The sequence below is a fragment of the Cytobacillus sp. IB215316 genome (genome assembly GCF_033963865.1).
Taxonomy (GTDB): Bacteria; Bacillota; Bacilli; order Bacillales; family SM2101; genus Nanhaiella; species Nanhaiella sioensis.
In genome coordinates, this window is sequence record NZ_JAXBMC010000001.1 from 306,333 (window position 1) to 321,161 (window position 14,829).

The 14,829-nt window shown below is 35.4% G+C and carries 15 protein-coding genes; 13 read left to right on the forward strand and 2 right to left on the reverse strand.

Features of this window, described 5'->3' with window-relative positions; all coding sequences use genetic code 11:
* Positions 1-12 precede the first annotated feature (12 nt).
* The 10 genes from nadA (at position 13) to yajC (ending at position 9,518) form a co-directional block, all read left to right on the forward strand.
* Complete coding sequence (nadA, locus tag SLH48_RS01375; protein ID WP_214481447.1) at positions 13-1,122, forward strand: quinolinate synthase NadA; 1,110 nt, start codon at positions 13-15, stop codon at positions 1,120-1,122.
* Positions 1,123-1,458: 336 nt separating this feature from the next.
* Positions 1,459-2,688 carry a SafA/ExsA family spore coat assembly protein gene (safA, locus tag SLH48_RS01380; protein WP_320256763.1) on the forward strand — a complete coding sequence of 410 codons (1,230 nt, stop codon included), beginning with the start codon at positions 1,459-1,461 and terminating at the stop codon, positions 2,686-2,688.
* Between the two features lie 736 nt (positions 2,689-3,424).
* A complete protein-coding gene (locus SLH48_RS01385; protein ID WP_320256764.1) occupies positions 3,425-4,147 on the forward strand; it encodes a YhcN/YlaJ family sporulation lipoprotein in 723 nt (240 codons plus the stop codon).
* Positions 4,148-4,311: 164 nt separating this feature from the next.
* A complete protein-coding gene (locus SLH48_RS01390) occupies positions 4,312-4,872 on the forward strand; it encodes an intercompartmental signaling factor BofC (RefSeq protein WP_320256765.1) in 561 nt (186 codons plus the stop codon).
* Between the two features lie 176 nt (positions 4,873-5,048).
* Complete coding sequence (gene ruvA / locus SLH48_RS01395; protein WP_214481439.1) at positions 5,049-5,648, forward strand: Holliday junction branch migration protein RuvA; 600 nt, start codon at positions 5,049-5,051, stop codon at positions 5,646-5,648.
* A gap of 13 nt (positions 5,649-5,661) precedes the next feature.
* The gene (gene ruvB / locus SLH48_RS01400; protein ID WP_214481438.1) at positions 5,662-6,663 is read left to right on the forward strand and encodes a Holliday junction branch migration DNA helicase RuvB; all 1,002 of its coding nucleotides are present in this window, start codon (positions 5,662-5,664) and stop codon (positions 6,661-6,663) included.
* On the forward strand, positions 6,660-6,866 hold the full coding sequence (locus SLH48_RS01405) for a DUF2905 domain-containing protein (protein ID WP_320256766.1): 207 nt from the start codon (positions 6,660-6,662) through the stop codon (positions 6,864-6,866). The genes ruvB and SLH48_RS01405 overlap by 4 nt, the downstream gene beginning before the upstream one ends.
* A gap of 92 nt (positions 6,867-6,958) precedes the next feature.
* Positions 6,959-7,987: a tRNA preQ1(34) S-adenosylmethionine ribosyltransferase-isomerase QueA gene (gene queA / locus SLH48_RS01410; RefSeq protein WP_320256767.1), complete on the forward strand. Its 1,029-nt coding sequence runs from the start codon at positions 6,959-6,961 to the stop codon at positions 7,985-7,987.
* A 68-nt stretch (positions 7,988-8,055) separates the two neighbouring features.
* Complete coding sequence (tgt, locus tag SLH48_RS01415; RefSeq protein ID WP_214481434.1) at positions 8,056-9,195, forward strand: tRNA guanosine(34) transglycosylase Tgt; 1,140 nt, start codon at positions 8,056-8,058, stop codon at positions 9,193-9,195.
* Between the two features lie 62 nt (positions 9,196-9,257).
* On the forward strand, positions 9,258-9,518 hold the full coding sequence (yajC, locus tag SLH48_RS01420; RefSeq protein ID WP_320207775.1) for a preprotein translocase subunit YajC: 261 nt from the start codon (positions 9,258-9,260) through the stop codon (positions 9,516-9,518).
* 119 nt (positions 9,519-9,637) lie between these two features.
* On the opposite strand, the gene SLH48_RS01425 is transcribed toward yajC, so the two are convergent.
* Entirely contained in the window at positions 9,638-10,027 is a 390-nt protein-coding gene (locus SLH48_RS01425; protein WP_214480421.1) for a TIGR04086 family membrane protein, read from the reverse strand.
* A 401-nt stretch (positions 10,028-10,428) separates the two neighbouring features.
* Here SLH48_RS01425 and SLH48_RS01430 point away from each other — a divergent pair, with 401 nt between their 5' ends.
* Positions 10,429-11,718, forward strand: a complete 1,290-nt coding sequence (locus tag SLH48_RS01430; RefSeq protein ID WP_214480420.1) for an ArsB/NhaD family transporter — start codon at positions 10,429-10,431, stop codon at positions 11,716-11,718.
* A 291-nt stretch (positions 11,719-12,009) separates the two neighbouring features.
* A complete protein-coding gene (locus SLH48_RS01435; RefSeq protein ID WP_320256768.1) occupies positions 12,010-12,513 on the forward strand; it encodes a GNAT family N-acetyltransferase in 504 nt (167 codons plus the stop codon).
* A 229-nt stretch (positions 12,514-12,742) separates the two neighbouring features.
* Here the strand turns inward: SLH48_RS01435 and spoVB are convergent, their stop codons facing one another.
* A complete protein-coding gene (gene spoVB, locus SLH48_RS01440) occupies positions 12,743-14,308 on the reverse strand; it encodes a stage V sporulation protein B (protein WP_320256769.1) in 1,566 nt (521 codons plus the stop codon).
* A gap of 151 nt (positions 14,309-14,459) precedes the next feature.
* On the opposite strand from spoVB, the gene SLH48_RS01445 reads away from it, so the two are divergent.
* Positions 14,460-14,759, forward strand: coding sequence for a post-transcriptional regulator (locus SLH48_RS01445; protein WP_320256770.1), 300 nt, complete (start codon positions 14,460-14,462; stop codon positions 14,757-14,759).
* Positions 14,760-14,829 lie beyond the last annotated feature (70 nt).

The window sequence follows — 14,829 nt, forward strand, 5'->3', positions numbered from 1 at the left end:
GGAGAACTGAAATTGAACGTACTAGATTTAATTCAAAGTGAAAAACATCAAGGATTGCCTGAGCGATATCGAGAATTATCAACAGAAGAAATGGTCAGACGTGTGTCGGAAATAAAGGAGAATTTCGGTAATAAGTTGTATATTCCAGGCCACCATTATCAGAAAGATGAAGTTATTCAATTCGCAGACACGACAGGTGATTCACTCCAACTAGCACAAGTTTCAGCTGCAAATAAAGAAGCTGAATATATTGTGTTTTGTGGAGTGCATTTTATGGCTGAAACAGCAGATATATTGACCGACCACAATCAAAAAGTAATCTTGCCAGATATGCGCGCAGGATGCTCGATGGCAGATATGGCAAACCTTGAACAAACTGAGCGCGGTTTTAGCAAGATGAAAGCCGAATTTGGGGATACAATTTTACCTTTAACATATGTCAATTCAACAGCTGAAATTAAGGCATTTGTTGGAAGAAACGGTGGTGCTACGGTCACATCTTCAAATGCGAAAAAAATGCTTGAATGGGCATTTACACAAAAAGAAAGAATTTTATTTTTGCCTGACCAGCACTTAGGAAGAAATACTGCCTACGATTTAGGAATTCCTTTAGAACAAATGGCTGTTTGGAATCCAATCTCTGATAGCTTCGAATACGAAGGTGACTTAGAAGATGTAAAGGTGATTTTATGGAAAGGGCATTGTTCTGTCCATGAAAATTTCACTGTTGAGAATATTAAAGAAATACGCGCCACTAAACCTGATATGAATATTATTGTTCACCCTGAATGTAGTCGTGAAGTCGTTGAATTATCAGATGATGCAGGCTCAACTAAATATATTATAGAAACAATTTCTAAAGCGGAAGCTGGAAGTAAGTGGGCAATCGGCACAGAGATGAACTTAGTTAATCGCATAATTAACGATCATCCTGATAAAGAAATTATATCGTTAAATCCGGCAATGTGTCCTTGTTTAACTATGAATCGTATCGATTTACCGCATCTACTTTGGGCATTAGAAGAGCTTGAAAAGGGCAATGTTCATAATCAAATTATTGTCCCAGAACAAGTTGCAGAAGATTCATTGAAGGCGTTAGAAAGAATGCTTGCAAGGGCATGATATAAGTTAAATCACGCTATATAAACTATGTCGCAACTCAAGAAATAGTTAATATAGATATTGTTATTAATTTCCTTTGTTAATTAGGAAAACATGTCAATGACTTTAGCATTGTATGTAGAATTATTTCTTTGAATGGAGGCTTATATTCAATGCGCAAAAAGCCTTTATTAAATATGAATTAATAAGAAGACTCCTGGTATGTTCTCAGGAGTTTTTTTGTAGCTGTTATACATAATTTAAGTTCATACAGCATATGTTTTGGTGAAGAATAGTGGCAAAATGCCTAAGTTCACATACACTGTAAAGACTGATTTGTGAGGAGGGAGCCTAATAGTGAAAATCCACATTGTCCAAAAAGGTGATACATTATGGAAAATTGCTCAAAAATATGGAGTTGATTTTACAGAATTAAAAAATATGAATACACAATTAAGTAACCCGGATATGATTTTGCCTGGGATGAAAATTAAAGTACCTACTGGGAATGTTCATGTAAAAAAAGAAGCGGCTATTAACAATAATGTAAAAAAAGAAGCAAAAGTAAACGTAGTATCGAATGTCGAAGCTGAAGTGGAAGAGCCAATTATTAATCAGCCACAAAAACCTTTGCCTGTCATGGCAGAAGAGAAAAAGGAAGAAGTTAAACCGGTAGAAAAAACTCAGAACAAAGCATTAATGGCGGAAGAAAACAAAGTACCATATGTTCCTCCAATGAAGCAAAAGCATACACCCTACTATCCTGAAATAGATGTGAATAACTATTATACAATGAATATGCCGATTGTAAACCAACAACCTGCAGTTGCACCTGCACCTGAATATCCAGAAAAGCCTAGTAATGTTTTACCTGGTATGATGAAACCGGAAGAGGTAGAAGCTGAAGATGTGATGGAGGAGAAAATAGAAATGCCAAAGATGCCACCAATGCCACAATATTACCCACCTACACCACAATATGTCGCTCCAGCATACGGATATCAGCCAACACCACCTCCTAACTTTTATCCACAAGCAGTAAGCCCGATGATGATGCCAGAAATGGAAGAAGAAACAATGAAAGCTAATGTTATGCCTATGGAAGAAGAAATGGTAATGAAGCACAACCAAAATATCGCACCTATATCAAATGTAATGCCTAGTGTTGAGAAACCTCCAATGGGGGTCTCACCAGCAAACGCACCACAAGCACCATATATGATGCAACCTGCACCATATTGTGTACCGATTACACCTATTCAGCCAGGGTACGGATTTGGCTATGAACCTTATTCAATGCAACCTGCACCGGAGGGAGTATCTCCTGAAGCGCTAAGCCCAGATGAAGAAATAGATAATAAGGAAAGTGTGATGTCTTATGAAAATGCGCCTACCATTCCAGAGCAAGCAGGGGTAATGCCATACGCTAATCAACAACCTTATGGTGTTAACCCAATGATGCAACCACAGGCATATAATAATCATCAATCACACCATAGGGTGGCACCATATCAGTATTATCATCCATCAGCTCCACCGTATCAACCTGTTTATCCAAGGCCACATTACGATAATGAAGACAATTAAAGCAAATGTCATACTTACTTTCTTTGGTGTCAATTATAAGACAACAGCAAGATGAGTAATATATAAACTTGTTGTTGGCTTGGCTTATGATGTAATTCAAAAGTCTTGAACATTTGAGAAAAGCATCGGAACCTATGCTTTTTGTTTTGTATGAGGGAGCATAATTATGCGGATAAATGATGAAAACAACAAATTGTACATTTATCAATGAGGGGGCATAAAGCCTTCTTTTTTTAGTTAGCATACGATTGACTGTTACTTACCGTAAACCATATATTTGTTATACATTTATTGATCGTAGCAACTTGCTGTTAAAGACTATGACACTGTATATGCAAAGTTGTTACTTTTTAGAATAGAGCAGTTACAACTAATGAGCACAATACCCGTGCTCGTCTTCGAATGACTACGTGATATGCAGTAGTAAATAATTACAACTTTTTAGTGTGAAATGAGCGAGTTGCTATGCACCAAATGCAGGCTTATTGGTAAACTGATGAAAATGAGATAACCGATAAATATATATAATGCGAAGCAATTTCTGAAAAAAGATCGTCAAATTCATCGCTCTTATTAAAAATGAGAGCTTGCGGCTGCCTCTCCAAAACTGTAAGCAGTTACCGTCGGAGTTTTAGTATAACCTTCATGCTTAAATGCCAACATAATGATGAACATCAATCTTTTTTAGATGATGTTCACACATGATGACGCACAGAATGGTATGGGGGGATAAACGTTGCGGAAATCTGTATTTTCGATATCAGGATCGCTATTACTTGTTGGAGTGCTAGCAGCTTGTAATACAACTGCTAAAGAAGAAGCACTTGAATATAACGAACGGACAAGGCCAATTGGATATTATTCAAATGAAAATATAAACCATAATCGGTATAACCAAAATACTGGTAATGCTTATATGATGAATGATAATGATGGTGCGATAACAGAATTTATGGATAGAAACGTTACAAATAACAAAAGGAATATTGCTTATAAAAAAAGTACAAATTATAACAATGCTCCAATGCGTTTTCCAGCAACAGTTAACCGCGAGCCACTTGCAGATCAATCAGGGTATAATTACCATGGACACTTAAATAACTTAACAACACCGGCAAGGTCATCATATTACACCAACTATGAAGGAAGACTTGCTGAAGATATTTCACGAAAAGCAGAAACTGTCCCAAATGTAAGGGCAGCACGTACGTTAGTTCGTGGAAATGATGTTATTGTTGCCTGTGATACTACAGGAAATCAAAGAGAAGTTATTAATGATGTCCAGCGATCAATCGGTACACTTGCTAATGGAAAAAATGTGAAGGTTGTAACAGATACGGGAACACTTTCATTAATTCGTCAAATAGATAACGATATCCGAAACGGTGGACCTCGAGAAACAATTAATAAATCAATTAACGATTTGTTTGAAGGTTCAATAAACACACGTATGAGATAAAAAAGTACAAGAGGGTCTGAACTCACAATACATATACTATGTATATGTATTGGGTTTCTGACCCTTTTGTTTTGGATGCTATGCGGCATATTTTCAATGTAGATTAAAAATGTTATTAAATGGTCAGAATAATATTGTAGCACTTGATTTTAGAGGTGATGATAATGAGACTGTTTAGTAAAATTTTGATATCAAGTATGATTTTTTCCATTTTTAGTTTGCTAGCTTCAGTTATAGCTACAGGAAATGATATGAGATTACATTCTACGAATGACAAAAGAAATGCTGATTCGGACGTTTACGAAGTTTCTGGTCCGTTATATAAAAAGGTCATTCTTGAAAGAATCTATTTAGATGGTGAAGTAAGTGAAGAAATTGTAAATGAAACGATTTGGTCAATGGAAGACTTTTGGGCGCTATACGCTGACTGGCAACTAGTTGAACAAAATGACGAGCAAATTGTTTTTATGCGCCATATTGAAGATATTTCGCCTTTATTGAAGGCAAATGGTTACTTCGGTATTAATGATAATGGTGTATTGATGATTTTTGAAGGAAAACCAGCAGGTGGGAGTCGAGTCATTCAATCTTTTTATCAAATTGATATAGGTAAACTTGAAAGTCACCAACATGAGTTATTAAAACGAGGTATTCCTGTTGAATCAAAGGATAAATATAATCAAGTCATTGAAGCGTTTAAGCACTTTCAAGCTAGTATACCATAATTGCCTGTAACAAATGGATATATTTGTAAGTCGATTAGAGAACCTTGTCACTTCTTCCCTAAAAAATGTTTTTTAACAGTGACTTCAATTAACATATTCTTTCTTGTACAAGATTTTGCTTCATTGTGAATAAAGTATGGTAAAATGATGTACAGCAAAGATGAGGAGAGAGAAAGTTGATTGAATTTGTCAAAGGGAGTATTCAATATATAAACCCAGAATATATTGTTATTGAAAATAATGGGATTGGTTATGAGATTCAAACACCAAACCCTTATGTTTTTCACGTACAAAGTGAGGAAACTATCTATACATATCAGTACGTTCGTGAAGATGTTCTAGCTTTATACGGATTTCAAACTAGAGAAGAAAAAGCACTATTTCGCAAACTTTTACAAGTCTCTGGAATTGGTCCAAAAGGAGCACTTGCAATCTTAGCTGCTGGACAGCCAGTACAGGTTGTCCAAGCAATTGAACAAGAAGATGAAAAGTTTTTAGTGAAATTTCCAGGAGTAGGGAAAAAAACTGCTAGACAAATGATTCTTGATTTAAAAGGTAAACTTGAGGACTTAGTAGCAGTGCCAAATTTATTTTCTTCAGATGATAGTATAGAAGAACAAGAGAATGGACCACAGGCGCTACTTGAAGCGATAGAAGCGCTAAAAGTTCTCGGTTATGCAGAAAGAGAAATTAATAAGGTGAAAAAACATTTACTTGAAGAACAGCTTACGACTGATCAGTATATTAAAAAAGCATTACAAAGGCTATTAACGTAGGAGGCTTGAAGCGATGGAGGAGCGCCTTGTTTGTAGTGAAGCAGATATTGATGATGTATCATTAGAGCAGAGTTTACGTCCACAAACTTTAAAGCAGTATATAGGTCAAGAAAAGGTTAAGGAGAACTTAGAAATATTTATTGAAGCAGCAAAGCAGCGTCAAGAAACATTAGATCATGTATTACTATATGGTCCACCAGGACTTGGGAAAACAACGTTAGCAACGATTATTGCTAATGAAATGAATGTGAACATTAGAACAACTTCAGGTCCTGCAATTGAACGTCCCGGTGATTTAGCAGCGATATTAACATCTTTAGAGCCTGGTGATGTTCTTTTTATTGATGAAATTCATCGTCTACCAAGAACAATAGAGGAAGTTTTATACCCAGCTATGGAAGATTTTTGCATTGATATAGTAATAGGAAAAGGAGAAAGTTCACGATCTGTTAGATTAGATCTCCCCCCATTTACTTTGGTTGGTGCAACGACGAGAGCAGGTTCATTATCAGCTCCTCTTCGTGATCGGTTCGGTGTTTTGAGTAGATTGGAATATTATAATGAAAAGCAGCTCACGACAATTGTTGAAAGGACTGCTGATATTGTCTCCGTAAATATTGACCTTCAGGCTGCAGTAGAAATAGCAAGGAGATCACGGGGAACACCAAGAATAGCAAACCGCTTACTTAGACGTGTGAGAGATTTTGCTCAAGTACGTGGTGATGGAGATATTACAAATGACAATGCTATTAAGTCGCTAGAATTATTACAAGTTGATCGATTAGGATTAGATCATATTGATCACAAACTATTAAAAGGAATAATAGAAAAATTTCGTGGAGGACCTGTGGGCCTTGAAACCATTGCGGCTACGATAGGGGAAGAAGCACAAACTATTGAAGATGTATATGAACCATATTTATTGCAAATGGGTTTTATACAACGTACTCCTAGGGGAAGAATGGTAACGAACCTCGTTTACGATCATTTCGGTATGGAGGTGCCAAACATTTGACAGGAATACCGAAAGTTGTGATGATAGTGGGTGCGGTAATTTTTATCATTGGATTTTTGATGCAATTTATTTCTTTTGGTAAATTGCCTGGTGATGTGGTTATTAAAAAAGGTAACTCGACGATTTATTTTCCGATTGTAACATCAATTATTCTTAGCGTATTATTAACTCTCATACTATTTGTCATAAACCGTCTGAAATAATTCGATTCTTATCAAGTTTATAAAATTGATTGAAGATGTATTAATAATGTATCAAACCTGAAAAAGAGAACAACACTTATGAGGTGACAGCATTGAAAGTAGACTTATTTGATTTTGATTTACCTGAACAATTAATTGCTCAAACACCGCTTGAGAATCGTGAAGCATCAAGATTAATGGTGTTAGATAAACAAACTGGTGAGATCAACAATCAACAATTTGAAAATATTATATCCTTCCTCAATGAAGGTGATTGTCTCGTCTTAAATGACACGAAAGTACTACCCGCCCGTTTATTTGGTGAAAAAGAAGATACTGGTGCGAAAATAGAAGTGTTGCTATTGAAGCAACAAAATAACGATGAATGGGAAACATTAGTTAAACCTGCAAAAAGAGTAAAAGAAGGAACCATCATTTTATTCGGCGATGGGCGATTAAAAGCGGAATGCACGCATACTAGTGAACAAGGAGGGAGAACTTTAAAGTTTACGTATGACGGTATATTTGTAGAGGTGCTAGACTCTCTAGGGGAAATGCCATTACCTCCATATATAAAAGAACAGCTTGAAGATCGTGAGCGCTATCAAACAGTATTTGCACGTGAAATAGGATCAGCTGCTGCTCCAACTGCAGGGCTCCATTTTACTGAGCAAATATTAACAAAACTTCGTAATAAAGGTGTGCACATTGCTTTTATTACACTTCATGTTGGATTAGGTACTTTTCGACCTGTAAGTGTTGAAACAATTGAAGAGCATGATATGCATGCTGAATATTATCAAATGACAGAGGGTACAGCAAAATTGTTAAATGATGTGCGAAACAGTGGAGGAAAGATCGTAGCAGTTGGGACAACTACAACTCGGACGTTAGAAACAATTGCAAGAGACAATCATGGAAAATTTACCTCTTGTAGTGGTTGGACTGATATATTTATATTCCCTGGGTACAAATTCAAGGCAATAGATGCAATGTTAACAAATTTTCATTTACCAAAATCTACACTCATTATGCTTGTTAGTGCTTTAGCAGGAAGAGAAAATATATTAAGAGCCTACAACTTGGCAGTGAAAAATAGTTATCGCTTTTTTAGTTTTGGCGATGCAATGCTAATTAAGTAACACTGTAAATACAACTACGCTTGTGTATATAAGAAATACAGAAATACCTTATAGGAAAGGATTAATTTATGACAGCAATTACTTACGAACATATTAAAACTTGCAAACAAACAGGTGCTCGTTTAGGTAGAGTACATACTCCTCATGGCTCATTTGAAACACCTGTATTTATGCCAGTCGGAACGTTAGCAACAGTAAAAACGATGTCCCCTGAGGATTTGAAGGAAATGGGTGCTGGTATCATTCTTAGTAATACTTATCATCTTTGGTTACGTCCAGGACATGATATTGTTAAGGAAGCAGGTGGCTTACACCAATTTATGAATTGGGATAGAGCGATACTAACAGATTCAGGAGGCTTTCAAGTATTTAGCTTAAGTGACTTCAGGCGCATTGAAGAAGAAGGTGTCCATTTTCGTCATCATTTGAATGGCGATAAGCTGTTCTTGTCACCAGAAAAAGCAATGGAAATTCAAAATGCACTCGGTTCAGATATCATGATGGCTTTTGATGAATGTCCTCCATACCCTGCTGAATTTGATTATATGAAAAAATCAGTAGAGCGTACGAGCCGTTGGGCAGAGCGTTGTTTAACAGCTCACAATAGACCTCATGATCAAGGGCTGTTTGGTATTGTTCAAGGTGGAGAGTATGAGGAACTTCGTAAACAAAGTGCGGCAGACCTTGTCTCATTAGACTTTCCTGGTTATGCTGTCGGTGGTTTATCGGTTGGTGAACCAAAAGATGTTATGAATCGAGTGTTGGAATTTACAACACCATTATTGCCTTCTAATAAACCGCGATATTTAATGGGGGTAGGGTCTCCAGACGCTTTAATAGATGGTGCTATTAGGGGTATTGATATGTTTGATTGTGTGTTACCTACACGCATAGCTCGGAATGGGACCTTGATGACTAGTAAAGGGCGTCTCGTTGTGAAAAATGCAAAATATGCTCGAGACTTTAATCCTTTAGATGAGAATTGTGATTGCTATACGTGTAAAAATTATTCGCGAGCTTATATTCGACATTTGTTAAAATGTAATGAAACGTTCGGAATTAGATTAACGTCTTATCATAACCTTTATTTTCTGTTAAAATTGATGGAGCAGGTCAGACAAGCGATACGTGAGGATCGTCTTGGAGACTTCCGAGAGGAGTTTTTTGATCGCTACGGTTTCAATAAACCAAATGCCAAACAATTTTAGCTTAAGAGGTTTTGTTCATAAGGCATTGACTTTTGAGCATTTACATAAAAGGGGGTGAAAAAATGGAAGGGATTTTAAGTTTCTTGCCCTTGCTGTTAATGTTTGTAATCTTTTACTTCATTCTTATTCGACCACAACAAAAGAGGCAAAAAGCTGTTCAGCAAATGCAAAATGAACTAAAAAAAGGTGATAAAATCATCACAATAGGTGGTTTACACGCAATCGTTGATTCAATTGATGAGAACAAGATAATCCTCAAAGCAGGAGATGGGGCTCGTCTTACATACGATCGTCAAGCTGTCAGAGAATTAGTATCTGAATAACGTATGTAGAGGTTGACTATATTATTTAGTCAACCTCTTTTCATTTGCACAGCCTTACTAAAAGACCTTTCATTTAGCATAGTTGATCATATCCGATTTAATGATCTTCTTTTACACATTTAAGTTTCTCTTGTTGGTGAGGAGGAAATATTCACTCCTATGATCCCTCCAAAAATAGAAGTAACTAAAAAGCCAGTGTGGAACAACAACTGCTGTAATGTAAAGGGAGAATCGTATCCTAAATATTGTACGAGGAAAACAATGAAAGTATACACAATACTAGTCATGGCACCGACTAGCCATCCTTTTTCTTTTCCTTTACCTCCTGAAACAAATCCTCCAATAAAGACAGCGATGAACCCAACGATTGTAATAACCCAAGAAAGAGACAATTCATTTAAGTTAGTAAACCTAAGAAGTAAGGAAAATAACATGCTCATTCCCAAGACAATAATTAAAATTGTTAATACTCCATAGAGTACTGCTCCACTCATTTTTTTTGTTTCCATTTTCACCATTCCCCTTCCGTATATATTGAACATTCGACTACGCTTTTCTTAATGTCCAGCTCCAACGCCTAACCCCTCGAGCTCACTTCACTATTTGATTCCAAGGCGAGAAATGCCTTCAAAAAAAATTCTTCCAGTGTTTGTCGGGGATAGTCAAAGGCGTCTCCGCTTTTCTTATAGTACGAGCATATTCAGTAAATAAAAAAATAGAATATAAATATTTTTTTGGATAAGCATCATATGATTATAAAGAAGGTGTTCAAAAAGTAGGAGAAAGATAAATAACATAACTGTACTGGAGCTTTATGTACCCATCTATATTCGCTATGAAACATTACAGCTCTTCGTAAGAATTTCTTTTTGAACAAGATATTTAAAGGGGACAAGGAAGGAGAAATGGAATGAGTTCTATGCTTGCTCTCATTATTTTTATTATTTCCTATATCGTCATTATGACTGAAAAGCTAGATCGGACCCTTGTTGCAGGACTTGGGGGAGTAACAATGCTAATAGTGGGGATTTTTGATATTGACGCTGCATTTTTAGAGTATATAGATTGGAATACAATTGCGTTATTGTTTTCCATGATGATTCTCATCTCAATTACGGGTCAAACAGGGGTATTTGAGTATGTTGCGATTGTCGTTGCAAAATTAGTAGGTGGGAAGGCGATTCCATTATTAATCGTTATCTCTTTGATAACTGCGGTTGGGTCTGCATTATTAGCTAATGTTACGACGGTATTACTACTAGTTCCAGTCGTCTTAACGTTAACTAAATTACTACATATCCCTGCTGTGCCTTATTTGATTGTAATTATCATATCATCGAATATAGGTGGGACAGCTACATTAATTGGAGATCCACCGAATATTATGATTGGTCAAGCAGTCAAACATTTAACGTTTAATTCTTTTATTATCCATCTCTCTCCAATCGTCTTAGTCATTTTTACATTAATTATCGGTGGTTTAGCTTTAATTTATGGAAAACAATTACATGTTAAAGAAGAATATAGGCAGCGATTAATGGAAATTGATCCTGTTGAATATTTACAAAAAAATGCTACGTTAGTAAAGGCGTTAACTGTTTTATGTATGACGTTTACTGGATTCATTTTGCATCCGTTTTTACATATTGACTTAACTAGCGTGGCATTGGCAGGTGCCCTGTTATTATTATTATTGACCCATAAAGAACACAAACCAGAAGATGTTTTTAAACAGGTAGAATGGGGAACTTTATTTTTTTTCATTGGGTTATTTCTATTAGTAGGAGGGTTAGAAGAGGTAGGTATAATTAATGAAATGGCTAGAGGAATTATGTATTATACAGAAGGAGATTTACCTAAAACAGCCATGTTAATTTTATGGCTAACAGGAATTTTTTCAGGATTTGTAGATAATATCCCATTTGTAGCAGCAATGATTCCAGTTATTGTGGAGTTTCAGGATTATGGAATGACTAATGTTGATCCATTATGGTGGTCGTTAGCGTTAGGAGCTTGTTTAGGAGGAAATGGTACGCTATTGGGGGCATCCTCAAATTTAGTCGTTGCTGGTTTAGCTGCAAAAGCGAAGCAACAAGTGAATTTTCTAGAATTTTTAAAAATAGGGTTTCCAGTTGTTGTAGTGTCACTATTTATTTCATCTATTTATGTTTATTATCGCTATCTAATAGAATTTTTATAAAGCTGGAATACGAACGAAGTTTAGTAGGGCTCTTTTCGTAAATATTGTTCCTCATGTTATCAAATTAGTACGTCGTAGTACAGAAGAAAATTTGCACGAACTTTAGTTGTGTACGTGTTTGGTTCTAAGTACGAAAAACAACAATTAATGCGAAAACAGCCATTGCAAATAAGTTTATGGAAATCATCCTCTGCAAAAGGATGATTTTTTAAAGATTTAATGGGATTTTATGTTAAAATAAAAATATTTTATATGATGGAAATGAATATAGTAGGAAATGAGGGAGAGATAATGAATATTCGTATTTTGGCTGAGTCTGATGCTCCTATCTATCAAGAATTTAGATTAAAAGCCTTACAAACTAATCCTGAAGCGTTTGGTTCAACATATGAAAGAGAAGTCCAATTTTCAACCGATACCGTTGTAGAGCGAATAAAACCATCTAAAGACAAGTTTGTTTTAGGCTCTTTTGATAATGATGGTTCATTATTTGGAACTGTTACTTTTATTCGTGAAATTAATGTTAAAACTGCTCATAAAGGAAATGTTTTTGGCATGTGTGTAGCTCCCGAGGTTAGAGGGCAAGGTATCGGAAAAGCACTTATTTTGGAACTTATAAAAAAGGCAAAAGGGTGTGAAGGATTAGAACAAATCAATTTAACCGTAGAACATAATAACAACAATGCTAAAAAGTTATATGAATCTGTTGGATTTAAAATTTATGGAACAGAGCTTAAATCATTAAAGTTTAATGGTCAATACTTTGATGAAGATTTAATGGTATTTGTTTTATAAGCTCTTCAACTACAAATTTGGGTAATCGAATATTTTATTATTTAGGATAGAAAAGACCGACTTAACAGAAGTCGGTCTTTTTGTGTGAATTGCAATGTGAATCAATAAGTGTTTCTTTTGCGAATTCATATATACTTTGCTTTAAGGATACCTTTTTTCCTCTATAAGTAGACTCGCTTTAAATACCCTGGATAACGATTGCTAGATGTACATTTTTTTACCTTTTAAATTATTTGCCGCTAGTTGTAAATAATTTTCTTAAAATAGGTACCCGAGCGAGCTCATCAGGTTTGATTAAGTTAAAGATAATTAATAATAGAAAATATGTGAGAGATGTACTAATAATCGCAAATAACGTTCTAAATATTAATGAATCTATAGCTAATAAATAAGAAAATACATAGTGCCCAACAATACCTGAAATGACAATTGTTAATCCCGTTTTTATATAATCCTTTACGTAAAAAGTATAGGAAATGACTTTTAATACTGTAGAAAAATGAAGTAGAGTAACTAGCATCATTGATACGACAATAGCGAGTGCAGCCCCCATTATTCCTATTTCTGGCTGAGTTGCTAAGGCAAATATTGCAGCTAATTTAACGATTGCCCCTATTAAACTATTAATCATAGCGGCTTTTGCCAAATCAAGAGCTTGAAGTGTTGCTTGTAATGGACCTTGAAAATAATGTAAAATAAAAAAAGGAGCCATTAATTTTACATATATTGCTGCATTACTAGTCCCGTACATAATCTCCATAAGAGGTGTGGCAAAAATATAAAGAACTACTACAGCTAAACCTCCAGTAACAAAAGATAGACGTAATGCTTGCTGTAGCCTATATTCCACGATCTGCATTTTGTTATTTGCAGCAGCCTCACTAATGGCAGGTACTAGTGCAACTTGTAATGAATGAGTAATAAAAGAGGGTAAGAACATTAATGGAAGGGCATATCCTGTTAATTCCCCGTATTGTCTTGTAGCAAGAGATATTGAGAGTCCTGCTATAGCGAGGCTTTGGGCAACGACAATGGGTTCAAAAAACCATGAAATTGAACCAATTAATCTGCTTCCAGTAGTAGGCAATGCTATTCTCATCAGCCCATTAAACGTTTCTTTTCCATCTTTCATTGATTTAAAAAAATGTCGTCTAACTTTTATTCTCTTATTCAGCTTAAACATCGTTATCATATAAATAAGCGAAGCAAATTCGCCTATCACTACAGAAATCATTGCACCTGCAGCAGCAAATTCAATCCCATAAGGTAAAAAAGCTTTTGTAAAGACTGCTACGAGCGTAATTCTGACGATTTGTTCTATCACCTGTGAAATAGCTGGTGGTTTCATATTCTGCTTCCCTTGGAAATATCCTCTCATAACCGATGACAATGCAACAATAGGAACAATTGGGGAAATCGCTAACAAAGGATAAAGTGTTCTTGAATCGGTTAATAGCGTATTGGAGAGTAATGGGGCAAATCCAATCATTCCACTTGTAAAAATAACGCTCGTAATAAGAGTAATTGATAACGAGATAACTAATATTTTTTTGATTTTTCTTCTGTCACCAACTGCTTCTGCTTCTGCTACGAGCTTTGATATTGCAACAGGAAGTCCAAGCTGGGTTAAATTAATTGTTAGAATTAATGTTGGCACGGCCATCATATATAAGCCAACGCCTTCTTCACCAATCATTCTAGCAATTACTACTCTGTTAATAAATCCTAGAATTCTTGTTATTAAACCAGCTATAACGAGTATAAGCGTACCTTTCAAAAATGTTTGTTTTGTCATCTTGGTCCCTACCTTCTCAAAAAGGGTGATATCATATACAATTAACTATATGCATGTGGGTTGGCCAAGCATGACAAGTATGGGAAAAGAAATACGAGGTTGTTTCATAACATTTAAACGTTTTCTATTTCTAACGTAGGAGTGGATAATATTGAATAATAAATTGGATGTTCTTGAACAATTTAAAGCAATTTGTCAACCTGCTCTAACGAGTAAATTAGAAGAGTTCTGCATGTTTGGTTATGAAGATGTAACTGAGGAGCAGCTATGGGAGTGCTTAAAGAAAAAAAAGTGGAAGCGTGTAAAAGAAGGAAAGAAACTTTACGAAATGGTAAATGATATTTTGAGCCTTACGATAAGCGAATATATGAGCTATATAACAATTGAAGCATATAAAGCACCAAGTTTATTTAGTGAAGAAGGAAAAGACGTCTTGAATCAACTATTGTAGGCGGGTATATCTTTTATTGAACAATGCATATTTAGTGTGAAATTGACAGGTAGTTAAATATGTTTCATAA